Annotated in this window: 15 protein-coding genes and 1 tRNA gene; 9 read left to right on the forward strand and 7 right to left on the reverse strand. The window is 48.5% G+C overall.

All coding sequences use genetic code 11. The features are described from left to right. Positions 1 to 15: 15 nt before the first annotated feature. The 4 genes from BUB73_RS04170 to BUB73_RS04185 form a co-directional block, all read right to left on the reverse strand. Positions 16 to 7,548 carry a hypothetical protein gene (locus BUB73_RS04170; protein WP_073283821.1) on the reverse strand — a complete coding sequence of 2,511 codons (7,533 nt, stop codon included), beginning with the start codon at positions 7,546 to 7,548 and terminating at the stop codon, positions 16 to 18. Positions 7,549 to 7,558: 10 nt separating this feature from the next. After that, complete coding sequence (locus BUB73_RS04175) at positions 7,559 to 8,845, reverse strand: PulJ/GspJ family protein (protein ID WP_073157095.1); 1,287 nt, start codon at positions 8,843 to 8,845, stop codon at positions 7,559 to 7,561. Continuing rightward, entirely contained in the window at positions 8,842 to 9,336 is a 495-nt protein-coding gene (locus tag BUB73_RS04180) for a type IV pilus modification PilV family protein (RefSeq protein ID WP_073157098.1), read from the reverse strand. Before BUB73_RS04180 ends, BUB73_RS04175 begins: the two co-directional genes overlap by 4 nt. A 937-nt stretch (positions 9,337 to 10,273) precedes the next feature. Then, positions 10,274 to 10,957: a tetratricopeptide repeat protein gene (locus BUB73_RS04185; protein WP_073283823.1), complete on the reverse strand. Its 684-nt coding sequence runs from the start codon at positions 10,955 to 10,957 to the stop codon at positions 10,274 to 10,276. 109 nt (positions 10,958 to 11,066) lie between these two features. On the opposite strand from BUB73_RS04185, the gene BUB73_RS04190 reads away from it, so the two are divergent. The 9 genes from BUB73_RS04190 to BUB73_RS04230 all read left to right on the forward strand — a co-directional run bounded on the left by BUB73_RS04190 (position 11,067) and on the right by BUB73_RS04230 (position 21,212). Next, positions 11,067 to 11,139, forward strand: a tRNA-Thr gene (locus BUB73_RS04190). A 136-nt stretch (positions 11,140 to 11,275) separates the two neighbouring features. Continuing rightward, positions 11,276 to 13,066 (forward strand): helicase-associated domain-containing protein, encoded by a 1,791-nt coding sequence (locus BUB73_RS04195; protein WP_073157104.1) that lies wholly within the window; start codon positions 11,276 to 11,278, stop codon positions 13,064 to 13,066. An 87-nt stretch (positions 13,067 to 13,153) separates the two neighbouring features. Then, the gene (gene aroE, locus BUB73_RS04200; protein WP_249269291.1) at positions 13,154 to 14,041 is read left to right on the forward strand and encodes a shikimate dehydrogenase; all 888 of its coding nucleotides are present in this window, start codon (positions 13,154 to 13,156) and stop codon (positions 14,039 to 14,041) included. Between the two features lie 2 nt (positions 14,042 to 14,043). After that, positions 14,044 to 15,657: a 3-dehydroquinate synthase gene (aroB, locus tag BUB73_RS04205; protein WP_073235634.1), complete on the forward strand. Its 1,614-nt coding sequence runs from the start codon at positions 14,044 to 14,046 to the stop codon at positions 15,655 to 15,657. 85 nt (positions 15,658 to 15,742) lie between these two features. Then, entirely contained in the window at positions 15,743 to 16,726 is a 984-nt protein-coding gene (locus tag BUB73_RS04210) for a GDP-mannose 4,6-dehydratase (protein WP_073157110.1), read from the forward strand. 20 nt (positions 16,727 to 16,746) lie between these two features. Next, entirely contained in the window at positions 16,747 to 17,781 is a 1,035-nt protein-coding gene (locus tag BUB73_RS04215; RefSeq protein WP_073283826.1) for a hypothetical protein, read from the forward strand. Between the two features lie 15 nt (positions 17,782 to 17,796). Then, positions 17,797 to 18,579, forward strand: coding sequence for a phosphoribosylformimino-5-aminoimidazole carboxamide ribotide isomerase (gene hisA, locus BUB73_RS04220; RefSeq protein ID WP_073157114.1), 783 nt, complete (start codon positions 17,797 to 17,799; stop codon positions 18,577 to 18,579). Then, positions 18,542 to 19,981: a glycosyltransferase gene (locus BUB73_RS04225; protein ID WP_073157117.1), complete on the forward strand. Its 1,440-nt coding sequence runs from the start codon at positions 18,542 to 18,544 to the stop codon at positions 19,979 to 19,981. The genes hisA and BUB73_RS04225 overlap by 38 nt, the downstream gene beginning before the upstream one ends. A gap of 148 nt (positions 19,982 to 20,129) precedes the next feature. Next, the gene (locus BUB73_RS04230; protein ID WP_073283828.1) at positions 20,130 to 21,212 is read left to right on the forward strand and encodes an A/G-specific adenine glycosylase; all 1,083 of its coding nucleotides are present in this window, start codon (positions 20,130 to 20,132) and stop codon (positions 21,210 to 21,212) included. Here BUB73_RS04230 and BUB73_RS04235 read toward each other — a convergent pair. From BUB73_RS04235 to BUB73_RS04245, 3 genes are read right to left on the reverse strand one after another with little or no spacing between them, the layout of a single operon-like run. Then, complete coding sequence (locus tag BUB73_RS04235) at positions 21,209 to 22,903, reverse strand: hypothetical protein (RefSeq protein WP_254795003.1); 1,695 nt, start codon at positions 22,901 to 22,903, stop codon at positions 21,209 to 21,211. The two genes, BUB73_RS04230 and BUB73_RS04235, sit on opposite strands and share 4 nt — an antisense overlap. Before the next feature lie 11 nt (positions 22,904 to 22,914). Continuing rightward, positions 22,915 to 23,520: a hypothetical protein gene (locus BUB73_RS04240; protein ID WP_073157125.1), complete on the reverse strand. Its 606-nt coding sequence runs from the start codon at positions 23,518 to 23,520 to the stop codon at positions 22,915 to 22,917. Positions 23,521 to 23,535: 15 nt separating this feature from the next. Beyond that, a complete protein-coding gene (locus tag BUB73_RS04245) occupies positions 23,536 to 24,837 on the reverse strand; it encodes a transcription antitermination factor NusB (protein WP_073283832.1) in 1,302 nt (433 codons plus the stop codon). Positions 24,838 to 24,842: the final 5 nt, after the last annotated feature.

The following is a 24,842-nucleotide window of genomic DNA, read 5'->3' on the forward strand; positions in this document are numbered from 1 at the left end:
ATGATTTAGTGGGAATTATTTACGGTAAACACTGGCAGAACAGACTATTTGAGCACTAGTTCCGACAGAATTGGTTAACTCGATATAATAGTTATAATATTTATTTTTAGACAAAGAACCAAAATCAATAGACGTAAGCACGTCGCCTTTCTTCATCACCTTGGTTCCAGAAGCAACAACGTTTCCATCTAATTTAACGGCATAGGCGCAACCGCCATACTCTTCACCACAATTTTCCACTTCTCCAGTGATTTTAATATCAAAGGTATACCTTCCGTTTGACCCATAATTTTCAACAGTGGATGGACTAGCACCAAAATCATTATTTGTACATCTTGGTTTATAACCAATGCCCATTTCGGCTTCACATTGTTTTTTCCCGTTTGAATACAGTTCAAAAACATGCGTTCCCTTTTCACTATGGCTAATGTTCGTGACATACGTGGAGAAAGAACCATCGTCACCAAACCAATAGCTAGAATTGGATAGTTTGAGAACTCCATCCATATAAATCTGAACGTCAGCATTTTTTTTCCGTATGTTAGACGAACCCTTCATAGTTATGTTGGAGTTACCCCAAAGAACCGGAGTAATACTTTCAGGACTTACAGAACAATTGTTCATGACAGGTTCTTTGTTTTCTAGTGATGCCGAACAGATTGTTTGACCATTAGATGTTTTCAACACGTATGTAACAGTTCCCGCCTCAGTAGGCGTTATAGAAACATCATACTTTTTCTCAGATACATATTCACTAATAACTTTGTCCTGAGCAGAAACAGAAACCATATTCCCATTTTGATCATACAAATCCACCACATAAGTTGGACTTTTTACAGAGATGTTTTGCACAACAAACTTCGTATATCTTGTTCCACCAAGCATATCACTACTGTCTTCAAACTTACAGGTAGCGCTGTAGGCCATAGGAGCAGAAGAAGAACTGCTTACTGCGATACTGGAACTGGATCGCGGAACCGGAGGAAGTCCGTCACAACCAGGAACAGGGCCACCCGCGCCGGCAATTCCAGCAGCTTCACAACTCATACTGAAAATTTCAACATCATTCGGAACAACAAATGAGATTCCAGATGTTATCGCATAGCCAATGGCCCCCTGATTACCACCATATTCCTTAGCACCAGAACAGGCATAAGAATGGCCATTAACATTTAAAGTTTTACCCTTTGTGCAATAAATCCACCATTGAGTTGTATTGCTACAATTATGAAGGAGCTTATAATTACCCGAAGGAATATTTGTAAGTTTCGAATGCTTTTCACGACCAGCAATACCTTCATTGCCAACCAAGAAACAAAGATTTGAAGACGGTGTTGGAGCAACGGAAGAGGAACTTGCCACAGAAGAGGAACTTGCGGCAATGGTATACTGCTCCGCGCAACCAGTGCTATTATTGTTACCGTTATTCAATACCAAGACAATTCTGTTATCACCCACAGTGAAATTGGTTCCTGACAAGTCAAAGCTTACTGAATTACCTGTTGAAGATGAAACAGAGCCCAATTCACCCAGTTCATTTCCAAGGCCATCAGTAGCATACAGCTTACCATCCCAACTATCTCCAGTATAGGAAACATCGGCAGTGAATTCCTTTGTTCCTGCATTGAAGTGACAGTTAGAAGCACTAGCCGTTTTTTCATTGGAGGCAGCAACTACAGTAAATTCGCACTCCTCGTTCTTTTTACCCTGCACATCAATGGTGTAGTGGTAAGTACCAGGATCCAGCTTATAACCAACAGAATTCGCATCGCCGAAGCTCTGTTCTTGTGATGTTCCGTCAGATATTCCAGATGCCATAAAGTCACCAAAAGAAACAGAATAGTTACAATCAGGACAATTGGAAATCAGGTATGTCAGTGTAGGAATACCCGCACCTTGCTCCACCTGGTATTCAGACAGACTACAGGTTATGTCGACCGGATTAACCGTGTAGGGATCGCAAGTTTTTGATGCAACTTCACCTGTCGATGTATTTGTAACTTGCAGAGCAAAGTTAAATTCTTCGCCATAATCAGAAACCTTGGAGAGCAAACCGGGTTCAGGAAGCCTATACTGGCTAACACAGGAGCCCTTTAATTCAGAATCATCTGCAGAGGAATTATTCGGAACAATCACCTTACATTCGTCAGCATTTCTGACTTCAGCAGAAACAATCCAAGACGAGCCCGTGTACCTTGCAGTGCAGCTCTTGACGCCCAAAGCATAGGGGCATTCCGATTCCACATGTTGGATTTCGAAATTACACTCGGAACTTGTAAAACGGAATTCCTTGATTTTTTGCGGATCGAAGCCACTGGCATCAGAATAATCATCCATATCAAAATATGAATCTCCATTACTAGAAATTGTGATATTTTCAGAGGCATTTCCAGTAGAGTCAACAACACTAATAACCACATCACCTTGACAATCTCCACTATTCAGCTTGTAGTAAACGCTGGCATTTCTCAAATTAGCAGAGCCCTTGGTCGCCATGTCATGTTCAACAACGCAGGTGGAGCCCACATTGCACTGAATGGCCGAAGAGTACGGTTCCATAAAGTCATAATTCTTTTCGCACAACACAATGTCGCCTACGATAAACTGACCGCAGCTCTGGCTTGCCGTCAACGAGGATGGAGGCGTCGTAGATGCACTTTGACAATTCAGCTTTACCTTGGCATCCTTGGCAATGCCGGTACCACTTTCATGAGTGTATCCATGTTGTCCTTCTCGACTGAAATTATAGATTCCGGAGCTAACCACAGCACCATCATCCCAGTACAAGCCTATATTATCCGGATTATGGCTGCAACTGTTCCTACTGAACATGTTACTCCAAAGATCGTCTTTGCTATAGTCTGTCCAAGTACCAGAAGTTGTCGTGTTATCACAGCCATTATAATAATACTTCACGTTACATCCGGCTTGTTCATAGTCAGTTTCCTCGAAACTGGACAAAACAACCCAAGGCTTGACATCTTCATCCAAAGGTACTATTCCACCAGGATAATTGGATCTGAATGAACAGAGGATTCTAGGAGTAGCCCAACAATCACTAACATAGGTATCACTTTGCCAGGAAATATCGTATACCCTGAACTTAGGATTGGACAGCTTAAGGCCAACATACTCATTACCTTCCAGAGTTTTGCCAAACCCACTCAAGTCAAACTTGATACTCTTCTGACCATCTTTCATGGCCAAACGATCGAGTGTAAAATCAAGACTCAGCATTTTTCCGGATAGTTTCATGGTCATGCCAAACTTCGTTCCCGAAGTGATACCCAAACCTTGAGAAAGTTCCTGAGTAATATCAGTAAGCCAATTACCCGTAGTTTCCCAAGCGGAAATGGGCAACTCTTCCGTTTTACATATGGTTCTACCATTTGAGGCAGCAGTCTGTTCTTCTACAATGCATAGGTGGGCATAAATCTTGTTACTGTAAAGGCTATTTACATTAGCTAAGCCAAAAACACTTAACGAGAAATACTCAGTAGCATTCTTATTTGACCTAAAAATGAATCCAGAATTCTCATAATCGTAGCGGGACGGATGAGTTTTTCCTTGAAAAAGTTCTATCCAATCTGATACCGATTTCGGAATTTCAAATACGGTCGGTAAAATACCCGTAGTAAACAGGGATGTCATAGTACCATTGGTACCTGTCTGCTTGGCACTTAAAATTACAGCCTGGGTACCATTAATATCATTGGCGTTTGTTTCTGCACTGGCATTGGCTGCAATATAACCACCGTTTACCTCAGGATAAAGTACTTTCTTACTGTAATCTTTTTGAGCCGATTGGTATATACGTTTTTCACAACCACTAGGGATGTAATATTTATACCCTGCGATCGTTTTTTCCTCACATTTCGATTTATCGTACGATACAGGTCGCTGAGCGCTAACAAGAGGCCTATTGTCATAGACCATAACCCATTCCGGTTTTGAACCCTTATGAACAGATGCATCCAGGGCACAAGACTTGCCTATACCCATTTTGTAGTCACAGGTGTCGATACATCTCTTATCTGATCCGTCGCAGAATTTGGTGGGGAAGCCCACATTCTTTTTATCGTCGTCAAAATCTTCATAGAAGCAGTGTTCATCTTCCTCGTTGAATCGAGCTGTGACGATATTTGTATCAGAAACGGAAATTCCGTAATTGTTGAATTTTCCGCCAGCAAAGGGACAGCTCTTTCCTTCACACTTCCAAGCAGCAAATTCGTCATCACCATTTTCTTTATAGTTAAAGAAATACTTGTACCCGTGATAAGCCGTTATAACGGTATCTTTATCACAAGTCGCAAGAACAACATCTCCCTGCGTAGCATTACTTGTTTTAGAATAGGACACACTTACTTCACTACCGCTCTTTGCTCCCGTAATCTTTAGATATAGCGGATAGGACTTTCGCGTGATTGAAGCGTATAAATCAATAGTCGTATCAACTCGGGCAGAATAAATTTCCTTAGGAGCAACGGTCACCTCACATTCAGTAGACATATTGTTCTTCATGCCCTGCAATTGAACATTAGGATCAATAAAGACACTGCAGCTCCACTTTTCATTCTGAATTTCAGGACTGCAACCAATACCATTGGCACGAACCCAGGCACTGCTTCCAACCTTGTCAGAGCAAGATTCCGCCTGCATGACCTTATAAAGTTTGCCACCCACTTTACAATCTTCATTGTTCTCATTTTCATCCAGAGCGCAGAATTCATCAACAGGTTTAATATTCACATTAAAGGATCCTCCTGCCACAATGGTAGTATGGTCATATTCATGGCCAATAATACAGCCATCGCAAGGGTCAATCATCTGGAAAGTCACTGCACTAGATTCACCATTAGAAGGCATTTCTACGGTAAAGACATTGAATGTTTTCACGTCGGTTGCATGAGGTGTTACAGTCACCGTATAGACCCTAGAGCCATCCGCATTTATAGTATGAGCAGAAGCGCCAGTCACAGTCCAATTTGAAGGTAGAGGACTCTGGTAAACGTCCACATTTACCGGCTGACCATTCGCAGATGGATTGACCTTTATAGCCACTTTCTTTATTTCATTCTTGTTTATTTCAATATTTTCATCTACAAACTGGACGGGTGGAGGATTACCTCTATCGCCAGCCACAACGATATAGAACGGCACTGCGCCAAAGGTGTTACCAGCATAGTTACATCTATAAGGTTTGCCATTATTGGCAGACAAATCACCATAGCTACTAAAAGAAGCCATGGTCGGCATTGACGATGGGCTACAAGTTACAGCAGCAGGATTTTTCTGCGCCGTAGCCCCGTTCAAATTTATAACGTCATAGTAATCTGCAAGGGTTCCATAAGGGTTTGCTGGCAAATAAAGAATTCTTGGCAAAACAATAATCGAAGGAGCCAAATCAACTCCACCATTTTCGATGTTTCTTACAGACAGTTCATTATTCCTATACTGTGATTCTGTACGGATATACAGCTGAGGTGCTGCGGCAATATAGTAGGAATCCTTATCACCATTTGTACTAGAGGATCCACCAGAACCAGAACCAGAACCGCTACCATCTGCAGAACATTTGTCCGTTTCATCATTATCACAAATGACATTAATTTCAGCAAGTGCCTGAGTCAAGCTGCTATTGGCGGTCGCTGCTACAGCTGCATTATGAGTCCCAGTATTTAATGCCGAACAGTTTGCCATGTAAATGGATCCCGTCATAGGATCATTTAAATTCATTTGAAAATCTTTTATGTCGCCATCACTATAAATGAAATAATTTTTCTTTCCAGTGCTAGAAGTCTTTAAAGTTATTGTATGATTCCAACCATCAGGGAAATAGATGAATACGTTGGAATTTTCTGTCATATCCGGCAAATCTATCTGATTTGTCGGGGAAGTTCCATTGATAATCAATATGAAATTGCCTTCCAGCAATGTGCTGGAATTACCCCATTGTGGATTGCTAAATTCAGCAACAAGCCATTTATCCTTGTACAACTTAGATGCACCAAGTTCAGACGCATAACATCTATTCAGCTGGCCCACCCAATCACTAGGCCAAGAATTCCAAAGGGTTGCCCAAGTACAAGAACTTTTGTTAGTAGACGTAATCTTGTAAGAAGAACTGAGAACATCTTTATTAAACTGTAAGGGGTCCTTCACATGAAGATCTGTCTCGCAGCCCTTTTCCTTACCGCCAGGAATAATTTTTTGAGCAATTGCATCTAGAGAATCCGCTCTCCATTTTTCCAGCTCATTTTGGCTGGGTGCTCCCGATGCATAATAAGTACTATATACCTTAAAGAAACCACCATATTCAGGCTCAGCTTCGCCGCTTTTTACGCAATCAAGATCATTACAATAATACGTGGAAGGAATATTTTCATTTTCATATTTTGTATTTAACTGCGTCAAACCAGGAGCATACATCGCCGTCGCCGACAAAGGCGAGCCAAAGCTAACTCGTTCAATATCGTAATACTTGTGGTCTCCTTCAAGCCCATTTTTTATATACGAATTTCCTGTAACATCGAACTGAAATCCCCATTGATTTCCATTTCCATTTGTATTAAAAATAAGTTTGTCATCAACAGTCAAATTTTTTCCGACATGAACAACTGACTGGGAGTTATTTGTCGGCATATAGGACGCAGCTCCTAGAGTAAGATTACCCTTCACTTCAAGAATACCACCAATGGAGCCTCCACAACCACCCATCGCATTAGGGCCTCTAGTCGTAAGATCAAGGCCACCTCTTGCAAATAAATCACCATAAATGGTGTCGCCTTTTCCGCCCATAGTTGCGTACCACTTGCCACCAACATAGGCATTGCCCATCACTTTTACGTTTGTACAGCGGCTAAAATCTTCTACCACATAGAGATTACCAACCTTGGAGTTGGAGTTGAATTCGGCAGATCCTGTAATAATCAGGTCTCCTTCAACCTCAACCGAACTAAACGCACTACCACCACCATTTGTTGCATCCGGGCTACCATTAATAGTCGCGGAATTCACCTTTAAGTCGCCCGCACTGGCCAAGGAACCATGGAAGGCATCATTAAAACCGCTAAAGCTTTGTTCTGCGGGAATCTGAACCTGGTAAAGACCAGAAATTTTAAGAACAGCAACCTCGCTATGTTTTGCGCCACCATTTCTTGCCTTACCCACAGAGACAAGCTTTACCGTATAGGGCAAGGTTTCAGTATTGGCATCGACAATCCATACATCAAAATCCTGCTGGTTGTTGCTATTGGCAACAGACTTCAAGACATTAGTCAAGCGAACAGGGACTCGGTCATCCGGCTCTGGGGTCAGGTACTGACGAATGGCTGCTCCAGTTTCGTTGCCATGGTAAGTCATCCAAGCACGAGCTGATGCGATACCCGCATAAGCTGCCTGCTGGGCTTCACTTTTATATAGGCGGGATGCGCTGGAAAACCCCGAAGAGGACAGCCATTTGTAGGTTGCGGTTGCAGCAATTGTTGCAATCATCATGAACAGCAACACAGCAACAAGGGAAACACCTTTTTTTGCATTCTTAAACATACTATACCTCTTAGTTTGCACCCACACCGTTACTGGGTACGGCAATAATGTGCGAGGAAAAACCTGTTTCACCATTTTTCTTAACAACTAGGGAATCCTTAAATGCGCGAACATTTACCTTATCTTCTAGTTCAGGAACATATCCAGGCGCAAAGGTAAAGTTGAGGTCTGCCACCTTAATCAATTTCAATTGGCTGATTGCAATGGATCCCGAAGAGAACAAAGGGGAATAGGGAGCAAAGGTAAAGGCTATGCAAGCCTCCACCGGACTGTTCACCTTAAAGAGAGCTGTTCTCGCAATGGAATTTGCCGAAGCAGCAGTTGTCGGGAAAAAGCTGAAGTCGCGAAGACCTTCAATTTTATTTCCCTCGGTTGTCCTAAAGCCTACAGACATATAGTCTACGCCAGGAATGAAAGTCTGTGAATTGTCGTTATTGCCTGTTCTCGGAAGCGTAAAGGAAAGTTCGTAGGTCGTATCCGGGTTCAAATTAACCTTCGTGCAAAGATCGCTCCATTCTCCTACATTGCCATTAGCCTCGCTCGCATATAGCTGGTTCGCCTTACGTTCAGTAGTATACAATTCATTTGTAGCATCATAATTCGAGGTAAATCCGGAAATGGTTACAGCAACGCCACCATTTTCAGGAGAAAGAATCGCTCTAAAAAAATCCGTACCATCAATACGAGACAAAAGTCTAAAGGAATCACCTCCTCCCGGTGGAAATAGCTGTGCAGCATCTGCATTCGCACTCAATACAGCAGGCCTTGCAGGTCGAATCTTAAAAGATTCAACGCCTTCTGCAATAACAACATCGTAAGGATCGCTCTTTGGGCATGCGTCATCGATAACAGCAGACGCTTCGTTCACAATAGTTTGACAGGACCTGACCAGCGATGTACCGTCAACATGCCAGGAAATTCCCTCAACAGCCTGATAGGATCCATCTTCGCTATAGCGCATTTTCTTGAAATAAAGGCTATCATTCTTTGAACCGGCTTTATACACGAAGGAGGAATAATCCTGCTTTGTTACATCTGTATTATAGGGATCAATAAAAACAGCATCGTGAGCTTCGTATCCAGAAGCACCCAGAAAACTTTTTGCTCCCATCTGCGAAACATCATCCCTGATCAGGACTCCAGCATTTTCAGCGATTTCATTGGCAGTAATCATCCCCTGGGTACGAATTCGCATCTTGGTGCTATCACTATAAACCTGGCCTGCGATCACCACCACAATGCCAACAATGGCCATATAGACCAAAAGTTCCATCAATGTAAAACCACGCTTATTCATCGAATAACCCCCGAAACATTAATGGACTGATTAGACCCCTTAAATGACCAGCTTACACGAACATTAACCTGTTTCGCATAAATGTGACTAGCATCTTCATAGTTCGAATGAGACGCAGCTTCGAAATCATCCGTCTTTGCAACAGTAATCTGACGAGCATATCTTATTGTGGCGTAACCCCCAAGGCCTCGTTCCCACCGACGTGTAATGGAATCCAGAGGGTAAGTTGTATCACCATCAGCCTTCGAAGCGATTGACGCAGCACCAACAGAATTAAGGGAATCAAGTACATTCTGTGCAAGTTCTACCGCCCCGTCTCTACCGCGGATTCTGAGGAACGTATCATGATTGCTAGTCTGCAGCTTATTTAAAGCCACGACCATAAAGCCGAGAACAGCGGCAGAAACGAGGACTTCGGCGATACCGAAGCCTCGTTTGGAATTCCTGCCGATAGGCAAACAAAGATTGCTCTTTTGTTGCTTAGGTTCCATAATATCTTATCCCAGGAAAGGAATAAAACACAAAAATGTGTATTCCTATTTTGACATAATATATATAAATATTCCTTGCAGTGTAAATTGCGGTTTACCAGGAATGACCTAAAACACGTTGTTTTCGGGACATCGAATTTTACATGTTTGCAAAGGGAATTGGAATTAGTAAGGGTGATACGGTTGATACAGTGATATAAACAACACGAATCCTCCGCCAATTTTAATTGGCGAAGCTGTCAATTCATGGCTAAACGCGGTCAAAAAGGGTTGTTTGGCATAGTTTTTTCGAGTGGGCTATTTTCCGGTGGGAATACGTACGCGACGGTTGGCTCACCTTCAATGGTAAGGGGATCGTCAGGGGCCGAATCAGTCACTACCTCCACATTTCTGATTCCGATATGGAAGACACTCTCAAGTTGCTCTAAAGCATTGCTTTAGCGTTCTTGTTTTATGCCAGCAAATTATGGTAGAGGATCTTCCTGCCAATGTGTTTGATGTTAATGGAGACAAGGAACTTGGACCAGGAACATGGGATTTGATCAGTTGTTACAACGCAACCGGTTCTAAGACATTGCAATTTGCAACCGGTTCAAGCTCCGGTTGCTTGAATTGGATTAGTCCTAATCCGGGAAGTTGGTGCTGATAAAAGCGCAAAAACTTTCAGCGTTTTTAAACTGTTAGGCGTTTCTGAGGAGTTCATCAACAAAGCACACCAAATCGTCGATGCCGATGATTTGCACGATACCCAAAGCGGGTATAAGCCCTAAACAGGATTTCTTTCGAAACAATTACCTTATACGTAAAAAACTCCGCCTTTGAAGCGGAGTTTTTCTTTTTGTAACTGTCCGAGTGTACGCGCTCCTTTCCCAAGCGCAGCACCGATTACCGGAGGTTCTTAATCCGATGGACGATCGGTGCGGTCACCGTTCCGGTCTTAGTCAGCCAGGAACTTCTTGGCCTTGTCGGCGTAGTTGTTGTTGTCGCCGTAGACCACCAGGATACGTTCAGCAGTCTTCTTGGCCTTGTCGGCGGCACCCAGCTGCTGGTACACCAGAGTGAGCTTCCACATAGCATCTGCAACCATGGGGACTTCGTCCACAGGTTCATCCTTCTGGTAGCGGTCTTCCTTGTCACCGGTACGCTTTGCGTATTCGCCGATGTACTTTTCGAGCAGACCGGCAGCGGCAGAGTAGTCACCCTTTTCGATCTTCACGGAAGCGAGACCGTGGAGGGCTGCGCTACGGACCAGGGCCACAGAACCGGCATTGTCCAGAGACTTCTGGAAGAGGGCTGCTGCAGCGTCGAAGTCACCGGCTTCGTACTTGATGTTTGCGGAATAGAGAGCAGCCTTGGCCAGAGCCACGCCGCTCAGTTTGCCACCATTGATCTTAGACTGGAATTCGGCAAAAGCATTTTCCTTTTCGCCAGCATAGAGCATTGCCATGCCCGGACCAAGCAGTTCGGCCTGTTCGCTTGCGGCAGCCTTCTGGTAGTCACGGAACTGGACCACACCCACCACAATCACGATGATTGCGACAACAACTGCGATCAGCTTGGAGCCGTGAGCAACAAAGAAATCCTTAACTTCAGAGCTATTAGTATTAGTTTCGTTAGCCATGTTTAATGTCCATGTTAAATTTTTTGTGAACCAATCATAGCAAAAAAAAGAGGGCTTGTCAGCCAGTCTTGACAAATTATAGGGCGATTACTACCTTTGCACCCACTACGCCACTCTAGCTCAGCTGGTAGAGCAGCTGATTCGTAATCAGCAGGTCGGCAGTTCAAGTCTGCTGGGTGGCTCTTCGAAACGTCGGAAAGAATTTCTTTCCGGCGTTTCTTATTTTCCCCTTTCCCAGTTAGAGCTTCTTCTCCGGAGTTTTTAGTAAGTTTCAAAAACCTTGCCGTTCCCCCTGGTTTTTAGTATCTTTGGCGCCCTATGAATCCAAATGGCGCTATTATTGTTCAGAGTAACATGGAAATTATGGTGGAAGTCGACGCTCCCACCTACGAAGCAGCACGTGACGCAATCGCTCCTTTCACCGAACTGGTAAAGAGCCCGGAACACCTGCATACCTATAAGATCAGCCCCCTCAGTCTGTGGAACGCCGCAGCAACGGGCCTTCGCGCCAAGGAAGTTCTGGAACGCCTGGACAGCCAGAGCCGTTACCCCATTCCCCAGACCGTGATTTCCGAAGTGGAAGACTACATGGGCCGTTACGGCCTGCTCCGCATGAAGAAGGACGATGGCAACAACCTGATCGTGGAATCCGACGACAAGTTCATGTTCACGGAAATCTGCCAGCTGAAGGAAGTGGCTCCCTATATCCTGGAATTCATCGACGACTGCCACGCCATCGTAGACCCGGAACGCCGCGGTCACCTGAAGATGGCCCTGACCAACGCCGGCTTCCCGGTAGAAGACTTGGCAGGTTATACCGTTGGCGACCCGCTGCCCATCAAGCTCCGCGATACCATGCTCTGCGGCAAGGAATTCAAGCTTCGCGACTACCAGAAGGAAGCCGCCCAGGTGTTCTACGCCTCCGGCTCCGAAAAGGGTGGCTCCGGCGTGATCGTGCTGCCTTGCGGCTCCGGTAAGACAGTGATCGGCATCGCCACCATGGCACTCATCCAGACCAAGACCTTGATTCTTACCCCCAACATTTCCGCTTCCCGCCAGTGGATCCGCGAAATCTGCGACAAGACCGACCTTACTCCCGACATGGTGAAGGAATACTCCGGCGAAGTGAAGGAAATCGGCCCCGTTACCGTGGCCACCTACCAGATTCTAACCCAGCGCAAGCGCGCCAAGAAGTCTGACAAGGAAAATCCGGAACTGGCAGAAATCGACCTGGAAGAAGGAACCGAAGAAGAAGTCAAGAAGGAACTGGCAAACTTCCCGTTGTTTAGTCAGCAGAAGTGGGGCCTGATGATTTACGACGAAGTCCATCTGCTGCCCGCTCCCGTGTTCCGCCTGAGTACCGAAATGCAGGCCACCCGCCGTCTGGGCCTTACCGCAACCCTGGTCCGCGAAGACCACAAGGAAACGGAAGTGTTCAGCCTTATCGGTCCCAAGAAATACGACATCCCTTGGCGTATTCTCGAAGCCCAGGGCTGGATTGCCACCGCCGACTGTAACGAGATCCGCATTCCCATGGAAGCGGAATTGAAGATGAAGTACGCCCTGGCTCCGGTCCGCGAAAAGATCACCCTGGCCAGCACCAACCCCGAAAAGACGGATATCGTGCAGCGCCTGCTGAAGCACTACTCCGCTCCCGAAGACCGAGTTCTGATTATCGGCCAGTATATCGACCAGCTGGAAAACCTGTCCGCCACTCTGGACATTCCCCTGATTACCGGCAAGACTCCCAACAAGGACCGCGACCGCCTTTATGCCGCCTTCCGTGACGGAAGCCTCAAGAACCTGATGATTTCCAAGGTGGGTAACTTCGCCATCGACCTGCCCGATGCCAACGTGCTGATCCAGATTTCCGGTACCTTCGGTAGCCGCCAGGAAGAAGCACAGCGTCTGGGCCGCGTACTCCGTCCCAAGCAGGATGGCGGTGCAGCCCACTTCTACAGTATCGTGACCCAGGATTCCAAGGAACAGGAATTCGCCATGAACCGTCAGCTGTTCCTGACCGAACAGGGTTACGCCTACAAGATAATCAAGCGCGGTGACTGGGACATTCTGGCCAGAACCCCCGAAGAACTGGCCGCCCGCAAGTAAGGCCTTATTCAAGGGTATTTAAAGACCGCAGTTTATTGCTGCGGCCTTTTTTTATTTATTTTTCTTTTTGTAAAAGAAGAGGTTTTTTTGAGCCAGATTAAATTGAATGGAAAGTCGGAGACGCTTTGCATCTTCGGTAATCCTATTGGACATAGCAAATCGCCCCTGATGCACAATGCGCTTTTCGAAGCCCTGGGCATCAATGCGGCCTACGTGCCGTTCTCTCCGGAGCCCCAGAACCTGGCTGATGCCATTAAGGGTTTCAGGGCACTAAAGATCCGTGGTGCCAACGTCACCATTCCTTACAAGACTCCTGTCATGGAACTTGTAGACGAACTTTCTGACATATCAAGATTTACCTGTAGCGTAAATACGCTTTACTGGAAAAATGGAATTGTCGGCGGCACCCTCTGTGGCACCACAACAGATCCCTACGGCTGCATCCGCAACCTGGAAGAATTCGGCGTGAACGTCAGCGGCAAGAAAGTCGCCTTGTTGGGTAACGGTGGAGCCGCCAAGGCCATCGCCTACACATTGGTAGAAAAAAAATGCGAATTGACCATCGTATGCCGTACCGCAGAAAAGGGACAGGCCCTGGCCAACATGCTGAACATGGCCTTTAACGATTCCGCTCCGCAGGTCATGATGGTCACCTTCGATGACTTCGCCGCCATTACCGACTCCATCGACATTATCATCAATGCAACTTCCGTGGGTATGACACCCAATGTAGACGATTCGCCCCTTCCCAGGGAGGAACTGAGACCCCATCAGGCCGTTTGCGACATCGTTTACACGCCCCTTTGCACCAAGCTTTTGCAGCTGGCCGATGAAGTGGGATGCAAGGTCGTTACCGGCGAAGGCATGCTGGTACACCAGGGAATCGAAAGCTTCCGCAAGTGGTTCCCTAAAGAAACTGAAAACAAGACTAACGACGAACTAGCCGCAATCATGCGCAAAGGAATGCAGGGTTAATTATGGGTAAGCATATTTTCTTTACGGGTTTTATGGCTAGCGGCAAGTCCCGCACCGGTCGCGCTCTGGCAGAACGACTGAACCGCCCCTATGTGGACACCGACGCCATCATCGTCGAACGTGCCGGCAAGACTATTAGCGAAATTTTCGAACAGGACGGCGAAGCCAAGTTCCGCGAAATGGAACGTGATGTTGTAGCAGAATTCGCCTCCAAGACGGAGCCCCACGTTATTTCTCTAGGTGGTGGTGCCCTGACCCAGGATGCCAACTTGAAGGTGATCCGCGAAAACGGTACCATCATCCGTCTGTGGGCTAAGCCCGAGGTTCTCTCGGAACGTATCGGTCGCAAGAACACCCGCCCCCTGCTGGCAAACCTGAGCGATGAAGAACGCCTGGCCAAGATCAAGCAGATGCTGAAGGATCGCGAGCCCAACTACGCCCATGCAGACTTTAGCGTAGAAAGTTCCAACGACTTTACCGAAGACCACGTTATCGAACGCATTCTTCACATCCTGAAGTTCTGGGAAAGCCACGCCCTGGACGTACGCCCCAGCAGCGGCGGACGCTACCCCATCTTCATCGGCAAGAACATTATTTCTGACGTTGGCGTCCTGCTGGAAAGTCTTAAGCTCTCCCCCACCCACGACTTTTTGGTCTGCACCGACACCAACATCGCCAAGGCCCAGAGCAACACCCTGGGCGAATTGCGCTGCCAGGCCGGACGCTGCCCGGTATTCAAATTCCAGGCCGGCGAAAAGAACAAGACTTTGCACAACCTGAACCAGTTGTACAGTTTTATGCTGCACCGCGGTTACACCCGCAAGAGCTGCCTGCTGCAGTTTAGCGGTGGCGTCGTAGGCGACATGGCCGGTTTCGGCGCAGCCACCTACCAGCGCGGCATTCCCTTTATCCAGTTCCCCACCACCCTGCTCTCCATGGTAGACAGTTCCGTAGGCGGTAAGGTGGCCGTGAACCACCCCGAAGGCAAGAACATGATTGGTGCCTTCTACCAGCCCCACGCCGTGGTGGTAGACCTGGCCGTACTCAGCACCCTTCCCGAAAACGAATACCTGGCAGGCCTTGCCGAAATCGTGAAGTATGGTGTTATCTATGACGAGGAATTCTTCCGCTATATGGAAGAGAACGTAGATAAGATCAAGGCCCATGACCTGGATGTGCTGAAGCACCTGATCTACCGCAGCTGCGCCATCAAGGCTGAAGTGGTGGGCATCGACGAAAAGGAAGCCGGTCTCCGCGCCATCTTGAACTACGGTCACACCTTTGGCCACGCCATCGAGAACCTGACCCACTACGAACTGTACACCCACGGTATCGCCGTGTCCCTGGGCATGCGAGTGGCAGCCCGCGCCGCTGTTCTCCTGAACAAGATGTCTGCCGCCGACGAAGCGCGTCAGAACAAGTTGCTGGACGATCTCGGATTCCCCAAGACTTACGACATCGACGTAGCCAAGGCCTGGGACGCCATGGCTGTTGACAAGAAGGCCGAAAAGGGGACCCGCGTATACATCTTGCCCACCAAGATTGGCGAGGTGAAGAAGGTGACCAACATCGACCAGAATGTGGTGGCAGAAGCCTGGAAAGCTATCAAGTTGTAATAAAAATTTGAGTAATAATTGAGTAATACGAATCAACTTTCTTGTATTTTTATTTATAGTTTGTAGATTGGTTTTACGAGGTTATATGAGCATTCTAGTTACAGGCGGTACAGGAGCATTAGGTTTTCACATTCTTTCCAGCTTGGCTGGAACAACCCATGACCTTTACAGTTTTAGTGACGAACAGCCTCAGCCGTGGCAAAAGGCCGACGGAGTTACTTACCTGAACGGCGACCTTCTGAATTTCAAGGATGTACTTGAAATGTTGCAGAAGGTTTCCCCCACCCACATTTACCATCTGGCCAGTCAGTCTTCCGTTGGCATCAGCTACATGAAGCCCAACGAAACCCTGAACATCAACTTGATGGGAACCCAGAACCTTCTGGAAGCGGTGCGTCAGGTCTGCCCCAAGGCAAAGGTAATGCTCCTAAGTTCCAGCGAAATTTATGGCCGTACCGAAAAAAACTTGACGTACCTCCATAAGGAAACCGACCTACCTAATCCCCTTACTCCTTATGCCACTTCCAAGGCCTGCATGGAACTTCTGGGAAACCAGTTCCGCAACGCCAACGGGCTCCATGTGGTATTCGTGCGCCCCTTCTACTTTACGGGTCCTCACCACAGCCGCCGTTTCGTGATCCCATCCATCGCCTATCAGCTGGTAAAGATCAAGTACTATGGCGCTGAACCCACCATCTATTCCGGAAGCCTTGACGTAAGCCGAGACATTGTGGACGTACGTGACGTGGCCCGCGGCATGATCCAGATCCTGAACCAGGCCGAATCCGGTGACATCTACAACATCTGCTGCGGAAAGTCCTACACCATCCGCGAAGTGGTGGAGATGATGGTGGATATTGCAGACGTAAGTGTCGATTTCCGCTTCGACCCCGGTTACGAACGACGTAACGAAATACCTCTACTCATCGGTGACCCCACCAAGATTATGGATATCGGCTGGAAACCCATGATCTGCATGGAAGACAGTTTGACCGACCTGTTCAACGAAATGGTTCAGCGCCGTCGAATTGAACTGAAGATGGGCATGGGCAAAGACCTGCGACTCTAAAAATTTCTAAATTAGGACCTATGGTTAGGTCCTTTTTTTATACGCTCCTGATTTTATCGATTGGCGTTTTTGCCGCCGATGTTTCAGCCCCCAAGGGTAACGTCCGTAACGTTACCGTCAACGACTTTATGCCCCACCAGGCAACCACCAAGGAATTCAACGAAACCTGGAGCTACCAGTTTGTCTTCGACAACGGCACCCGAGCCTTCGTGAACTTTGGTCTGATGCACATCCCCGGCACCGGCCGCAAGAACACCACCGAAATGTCCTTCTGGAATTTCAAGGGAAAGTCCTACACTATCGGCCGCCAGTACCCCCCGGAACGACTCCAGCCCATAAAAGAAAAGAACACCATCAACATCAAGAACGAATACCTGATGGAAAACAAGCCGGGCAAGGGACACCGTGTACTGTTCACTGCCGACAAGAACGGCAAGTGGTTCCTGGACCTGACATTTGAATCCGCGGAACAGGGCAAGGTCTTGGGCGACGGTGTCTGGAAAGTGGGTAACGAAAAATTCGGACAATACATCCACATTCCCTATGGCCGCGTATCCGGCCGCATCGGCTATAACGAAGACACCCTGACGGTGAAGGGCTATGCCTACATGGATCAGACCTGGCAAACGGTTCAGGCCACGGACCTGGCCATCCGTTCCGTCAACTTCAGTACCAACAGCCGCAGCCCCCTTTATGCCGGCCGCATTTCCATGACCAAGGACGGAAAGCTACTGGGCTACGCCATTTACAATGGCGCCGAGGGAACGAAGGTTGTCACCCCCAAGGAAGTGAAGGAAGGCGATGCCGCCTATAACGGGAAGGACTTCCCGAAGGGTTCGTTAAACTTTTTATGGAACGAAGAGAACGTTCCCCAATTGCAGTTTAATGCAGCCAAGCCTTTCCAGAAGGCTAGTATCCTGGACAAGGTGGACGGCTGGTTCGCCAAGAAGGCTTTCAAGATTGCCGCAGGCGGCGAGGTGTTCTTCTACCGCGGACGTAGCGACTTGAACAGCGGTAAAAAACTGGATTGGTGTATTACAGGAGCCAAGGACTAACCTGGCAAAGATGTTATGACAAAATTTCGCCCTTGTATAGACCTGCACGACGGCAAGGTCAAGCAGATTGTAGGAAGTTCCCTAAATGATTCGGGAGCGGGCCTCAAGACCAATTTTGAAACGGACCGTTCTTCTGCCTGGTTCGCCGAACTTTACAAGAAAGACGGCATCAAGGGTGGACATGTCATTATGCTGGGCAAGGGAAACGTTGAAGCCGCAAAGGCTGCCCTGGCCGCTTACCCCGGCGGACTGCAAGTAGGTGGAGGCATCTCTGCCGATAACGCCAAGGAATATCTGGATGCAGGTGCAAGTCATGTCATCGTCACCAGTTGGATATTCCCCGAAGGCAAACTGGACCGCGAACGCCTGGAAGCATTGGTCGCTGTAACCGGCAAGGAACATCTGGTTCTAGACTTGAGCTGCAAGCGCACCAACGAACCCGGCTCCGAACCCCAATGGAGCATTGCCACAAACCGCTGGCAAACCCTTATCGATATTCAAATTACGCCAGAAAACCTGCAGGACCTGGCCCGTTATTGCAATGAATTCCTGGTTCATGCCGCAGACGTCGAAGGCAAGCAGCAGGGTATGGACGACGACCTGATCCGGTTCCTGTCTAAGCACAGCCCCATCAAGGTCACCTACGCAGGTGGCGCCAAGTGCCTCGCCGACCTGGAACATTGCAAAGAAATTTCTGACGGAAAAATTGACCTCACCATCGGAAGCGCACTGGACCTTTTCGGTGGCAAAGGAGTAAAGTATGACGAATGCGTCAAATTCAACCAAGCTCAAGGCTAACGAAAAGTTGGACAGCCGCCCGAATATTTTCGGACGCACCGTCACCAGTACTTTCCGCAAGGAATACGGCATCAAGCACAAGCCCCCTGGCAACATTCGCACTTGCTGGATTCCGCCCATCGTTTTCGGTTCCGCCCTGCTGAACCTGCCCAAGCTTCTGAAGCTTCGCTTTCACCTGAAGAAGGAACGCAAGGAACGTCTAAGCAAGAATCCAGACGACGTTAGCGTGCTGTACTACTCCGACAACCTGGATGAGACTAACGGCATCGCCAACAACCTGCGCAACGTGATTCCCTATATGCGTGCTCACGGTCTGAAAGCCTTCCTGGCAGGCAGCGCCTTTAATACCCGCCCCTGCGGCGTGGTCGAAAACAGCTACTGCATGTTGCTGCCCCGCATGTTCAGCATGGAACAGCTGGGATACGCCAACAGCGAACTGGCTATCCCCCGCGTAGGTCCGGTACTCCGCTTGATGAAGCGCTACCCTGTAGACATTATCGAGCTGGAAACTCCCAGCCCCGGAGCCTGGCTGATTGCCATTTGCGGTATCATTGCCGGCGTGAAGGTCATGAGCCATTACCGCACCGACGTTCCCCAGTACACCCGCACCTTGGTGAAGGCCAAGTGGATGCACGCCTACGTGCTCTGGCTGATGCAGGTATTCTACTGGATGGCCCGCCCCGTCATTAGCCCCTGCGACGACTATTCCGATGCCCTGGTAAATGAGCTGAAGGTTCCCCGCGACCAGGTGAAGCTGATGCCCCGCGGACTCCCCCTGGAACGATTCCAACCCGATATGCGCGGCAAGGGAACCTGGGAAAAGTTCGGCAGCACTCGCGAACAGCGTAAGGTTCGTTTCGCCTTTATCGGTCGAATCTCCAAGGAAAAGAATCTGGAATTCCTGAATAACGTGTGGAAGAAATTCGCTGCCCGCCACGACGACGTGGAACTGATGTACGTTGGCTACGGCTGGTATCTGGAAGAAATCAAGAAGTACTTTGAAGGGGACAAGTCTGTCAGCTTTGCAGGCGAGCAGGGTGGCGAAACCTTGTCAGGCCTGTATGCCGACGCTGACTTCTTCCTGTTCCCCAGTACCACGGACACCTTCGGAAATGTGGTGGTAGAAGCCATGTCTACGGGAACTCCGGCTGTGGTCAGCAACTATGGCGGCCCCCGCAATATCGTAGACAACGAAAAGTACGGCTGGATTCTCCCCATCGAAGAAGACAAGTGGCTTGACGCTCTCGAAAACTGCCGCACCCTGAAACTGGAACGCGAATCCGGCTACGAACAGATGCGCAAGGATTGCCATGAACGCAGCAAGCGTTACACCCTGGAAAATTCCAGCAAGTCCCAGTTCGAATTCTTCCGTCAGGTGGCAAAGAAGCACTACAAGCTGTAAGGTTCGAGGCACGAGGCCCCGGGTTTCAGGTACGAGGTATGAGGGCGGAGCCTGCGGCTCCTTTGAGCTAGATAATCGCGCCGAAGGCGCCTAATCTTAACTCACCGCTCAAAACTCATTGCTTACGACTCTTCACGGTTCACTCTTTATGTTTTCTCGCGAATTAAAGAGACTGCGCGATTGGTTCATCAAGAATGCGGCGGAACTTCCGTGGCGTCCTTCCGATGTTTGCGATTTCCGTGATCCCTATGCCGTGTGGATTAGCGAGACCATGTTGCAGCAGACCCAGGTGTCTACAGTAAAGGATTACTTCACGCGATGGATGAAGAGATTCCCGAATGTGAAGACATTGGCCGCCGCCGAGGAAGAGGAAGTCTTTAAGTACTGGCAGGGACTCGGGTATTACAGCAGAGCCAGCAACATCCTGAAGACCGCAAGAATCGTAACCGAAAATTGCGCTGGAGTCATGCCCGCCACCCGCAAGGAACTGGAAGCATTACCAGGTATCGGCGCCTACACGGCAGGAGCAATTCTAAGCCTCGCCTACCACAAACCTGAAGCCATCCTGGATGGAAATCTGGTCCGCGTATTTTCGCGTCTATACCTGCTGGATTTTCTGCCGACGGATTCCCGCGACAGTAACGAAACTTACTGGAACTACGCCCGCGAAGTATCGGACCACCCCAAGGGATTTCTGCATAACGAAGCCCTGATGGAACTGGGCCGCACCACATGCAAGGTAAAATCCCCCGAATGTGAAAACTGCCCCCTACGCAGCGAATGCAAGGCCCACGCCGAAGGCCTCACACCATCATTTCCGCCATCCAAGAAGCACTTGCAAAAAGATTGGCACGGAACAGTCCTCGTAATCGAAAGCGCAGACAATAAGATTCTAACAGTTCACGGCGGGCAGAAATTCTTTAACAATCAGTTTGCGCTCCCCCACTACGAATCCCCGAGAAATGCGACGGTGGGTGTCCCTGCGGAAATGGCCTGCTATGGCATTACGGAATCTGCGGAACTTGTAGAGGATTGCGGTTCCTTTAAGCATAGCATTACCGTACATAAGATGGACTGCCAAGTCCTTTATATAAAGTTAGCGGGACCATCCTGCGAACCCCATATAAAAAACAAAATGGAAATCCGCTGGATTGAAAAAGCCAGCGCCACAGAGGCACTGGCCAATAGTTTCAGCCTTAAGGCATTGAAGCTGGCTAAGGTTATTCCCTAGAAAGTTTTCTTTGCGGAACAGATAAAGCGTAAGGAGTTGTTGCTTGCGTTGGGAGCTTCCATGGTTTCGCTAGCCAAGACGTGCATCAAGGTTCCCGTCAGGTAAATCCCCTGCTTGGGGAACTGCTGTTCGAAAGAGGCATCCCAATACCAGTCGCCCTTGACCTCCAGAGGATTGGCGAAGCGGAGGTTCCACTGGGCATCGCTGCGATAATGGATAGAATGGCTAACCTTGAAGGACTTTCGGATAAACCAGTCGGCGGCAAAGCCAACATAGTATTCAGCAGGGCTCACTTCGGCTTCGCCAAGGTCACCATCGATGCGTTCAAATCCGGCTGAAGCCTTGAAGTTGAAAATCTTTTCGTACCACATGCCAAGCCAGAGTTCTGCAGTGACACCCTTCAGCCAGGAGTTGATTCGACCTACATCGCCATAGCGGACTTTGAATTTATTGTCCTCGGCGTAACGTTCGACTTCAAAGGTTTCGGCACCGTATTCGGTCCACACACTGGCACGGCCACCTACAGCTACATTGCCCATGGTATCGACAAAGGCCATGTAAGCCTGCAGCAAATTCATCTGTCCATCTGCGGTCAGGTTGATTTCTTCCTTGCCGTAGATTTCCTTGGTATCGGCCAGAGGATTCAGGCGGGTGGCAGAAATATTCTTTACGCCAACCAGCGAACCCATATCCTTGGGCGTGGGAGCGTTAAACTGGATACTATCCTGCACCATCCAGTCACGTTCATTTATACCGAACATCACATCGGCAGTCAAACGTTTAACAGGTTGAATGCGCAGTTCCATGAAGGGCCAGAAAACTCGATCCTCTTCCAGTTCCGTGTATACGGCTCCAGAATCGTCAACGGCACGGAAGGCCAAGCCAGCAGAAATCTGGAACACTCCATCCTTGCAAGCCTTTCCGCATCGGTAATAAACGGATCCGTTCAGTTCCTTGCGGGTGCCGCGTTCCTCTTCCAGTTTGTTCTGATATTCAGCATCTTCGTATGCCACGGTGAGGCTAAGATTCATCACATCGACACGGCCTTCTACGCGGGGTTTGTTATGAACCGGAAGCCAGCGGGAAGTTTCAGAGAAAATCCAGTAGTATTCCTCACCAGCCAAAACGGAAGCGTCGATCAAGGAGTTGGTGTAACCGAGACCACCGTAGGCAGAACTGAAGAGAGGCCAGTTTTCACCAAAATGAGAATAACTATCATCCACCATTTTTCTTCGAGAAGGCATATACTTCTGAGAAAAATGGTCATCCTGGAAAAGTCGTGCCGTAGCCCAGAAGCCGTGGAAACTGGGAGTCCTGAAACCACCTTCCAGAATAGGAGTGTAGTTCGTGGGGCGATCCTTTTCTGAGGTAATGAAATCCTGATAGAGCATATCGCCCAGCTCGTTTCCCGTCTTCATCCAGATAGAGGGAGCCATGGGAGTCCAGGACATAATTCCTGTCATGCGATTGAAAAGCAGACGGTCGCGCAGCTTGGCAGGGCTCCACAATTCACTTTCGGAATGCATGCCGCCAGCGCCCAGGATTCGATCATAGATAAAAGTGGGGCCACCAATAAGGAACGTTCCGTCAGCGCGGAGTTCTGCTTCCATGCCTTCCATTTCTGCGGGGATAATGGAGGGAACCGTTTCAGTAGCGAAGGCAGCGACACTGGTCAGGAGAAAAGCTTTCAAAAGGTGTTTCATTACCAGAGACTCCTTTCAACATAAATACCGACAGTCAGAACGTCAGATCGACGAGGCAAGGTCCAAATTTCTTCGTAGATAACATTCAAACCGACATTGAACTTTTGGTATTTCCACAGCGGAACACTAAAGCGTCCGTACCAGCCGAATTCGGTTTCGTTATCCCCCAGGGTGCCACCCGGTTTTCTGTAAAGTTCATCCTTGTCCACACCATCATCCAGGTCAGCGCGAACCCAATTGCAGGCGAAACCCGCTCCCAGGACAATGGGGCGAATCTTGGACCACTTCCAATCCAAGCCCAGGCGACCTGTAAACTGATGAGCACCGTCAAAGGAGATGTCATCGGGGCGAGGCTCGAAATAGGAATAGTTAAACATGACGATACCGTCTACGTTATCCCAGTAGGTATAGCGGAAACTGATTCCTGCATAATAGGTATTCTGTACAGCATCGGCCAAGGAACCCCAAGGGTAAACTTCACCACCTTCAATAGCCAGGTAGGCCTTGGAGAAAGCTACGTCTGTGGGGTTCTGAACCAAGTCTGCTGGGGTCTGGGACAAAGCCATAGACACCGCAAGAGCCAACAACAAGAAGATCTTTTTCATAAAACCTCGTTAGGTCTACGGGTTCTTTACAAGAGCCTGGGCAAAGAAACCGTCAAAGCGGGAATCCTTATTGGCAGGAAGCACAGGGTCTCCAACCTTCACAAATTCAGGATGAGCCTTCACGAAGCGATTCACCACCTGGGTGGTTTCCAGCGGATCGGGGCTACAGGTGGCGTACACCAGGCGACCGCCAACAGCAAGGCGGGTGGCAGCAGCTTCAAGAATGCTGTACTGCAGTTCAGCCAATTCCTTAAAGGATTGAGGGCTCAAACGGTATACCACTTCGGGGCGGCGGGCAAGAACGCCCATGTTGCTGCAGGGAACATCCAAAAGAATTCGATCATAGGCAGAAGCCAATCGGGTGGAACCGCCAATATTCTTTGTAGCCTCAGCAGACTTCAGAGAAAGAACATCGATGCAGGATGTCTTAATGTTGGCAAGGCCCAGACGCTTTGCCAAATCCTGCATTTTCGCCATACGGTTTTCAGAAACATCGCTGGCGAGAATATCCAGACTGGGGTCCATTTCGGCCATGAGGGCGGACTTGCCACCGGGAGCGGCACAGGCATCCCAGACTTTTAAACCCGACTTAAGATCCAGCAGTTTAACCACTTCGTATGCGGAAGGATTCTGCAGACTGAATTCACCCTTGACGAAAGAGTCCGATTCCAGAACCGCTTTCAGCTTCGCATTTTCGGGAACCTCGATAAAACGGTCATACAGGATAGAGGCGTTCTCGAAGCCAAGCTTCTGAGCCAACTTGGGAGCGTTAGTCTTCTGCAGGTTTACGCGAAGCCATTCTGCAGGGCGGGCCAAAGTAGTGCGGGCAATTTCTTCGGCGCGGTCGCCACCGTAAATATCAAACCAGCGACGTACCAACCATTCAGGCACAGAGTTTTCGATGGAAACCTTACGGACTCGCTGAGGAGGCAGTTCCGGCAAGCCGTTGCGACGGGCTCCGCGAAGAACTCCGTTTACAAGGCTGGCGGTTCCATCCCCAAGGCCAACAGCTTTTGCAAGGTCAGCACTTGTGGCAATGGCGGCGTAATCAGGGACGTTCATGTACAACATCTGCACAAGGCCCATTGCGATAATGGTACCCGCTTCTTCAGAAGGCATGCGCTTGGTCAAATGCTTGATGACGTACAGCAAGTACAAATACCTGCGGCACACGCCCAAGGCAAGTTCCATGGCAAAAGGAGAAAGTCCACCTTCCTTGATGAAAGCACCATCCCTCTGCCACTGCAAAAGAACGCGGTAGGCGTCCTTACGTTCCTTCAGGGGATCCACATATTTCTGGCCTTGTACCGCGTCCATCTTAG

This window comes from Fibrobacter sp. UWH6 (assembly GCF_900142465.1).
Lineage (GTDB): Bacteria > Fibrobacterota > Fibrobacteria > Fibrobacterales > Fibrobacteraceae > Fibrobacter.

Coding starts and splice junctions, on each gene's coding strand:
- BUB73_RS04170 (WP_073283821.1), bottom strand. CDS start 7,548: ATGTTTAAGAATGCAAAAAAAGGTGTTTCCCTTGTTGCTGTGTTGCTG.
- BUB73_RS04175 (WP_073157095.1), bottom strand. CDS start 8,845: ATGAATAAGCGTGGTTTTACATTGATGGAACTTTTGGTCTATATGGCC.
- BUB73_RS04180 (WP_073157098.1), bottom strand. CDS start 9,336: ATGGAACCTAAGCAACAAAAGAGCAATCTTTGTTTGCCTATCGGCAGG.
- BUB73_RS04185 (WP_073283823.1), bottom strand. CDS start 10,957: ATGGCTAACGAAACTAATACTAATAGCTCTGAAGTTAAGGATTTCTTT.
- BUB73_RS04195 (WP_073157104.1), top strand. CDS start 11,276: ATGAATCCAAATGGCGCTATTATTGTTCAGAGTAACATGGAAATTATG.
- aroB (WP_073235634.1), top strand. CDS start 14,044: ATGGGTAAGCATATTTTCTTTACGGGTTTTATGGCTAGCGGCAAGTCC.
- BUB73_RS04210 (WP_073157110.1), top strand. CDS start 15,743: ATGAGCATTCTAGTTACAGGCGGTACAGGAGCATTAGGTTTTCACATT.
- BUB73_RS04215 (WP_073283826.1), top strand. CDS start 16,747: ATGGTTAGGTCCTTTTTTTATACGCTCCTGATTTTATCGATTGGCGTT.
- hisA (WP_073157114.1), top strand. CDS start 17,797: ATGACAAAATTTCGCCCTTGTATAGACCTGCACGACGGCAAGGTCAAG.
- BUB73_RS04225 (WP_073157117.1), top strand. CDS start 18,542: ATGACGAATGCGTCAAATTCAACCAAGCTCAAGGCTAACGAAAAGTTG.
- BUB73_RS04230 (WP_073283828.1), top strand. CDS start 20,130: ATGTTTTCTCGCGAATTAAAGAGACTGCGCGATTGGTTCATCAAGAAT.
- BUB73_RS04240 (WP_073157125.1), bottom strand. CDS start 23,520: ATGAAAAAGATCTTCTTGTTGTTGGCTCTTGCGGTGTCTATGGCTTTG.
- BUB73_RS04245 (WP_073283832.1), bottom strand. CDS start 24,837: ATGGACGCGGTACAAGGCCAGAAATATGTGGATCCCCTGAAGGAACGT.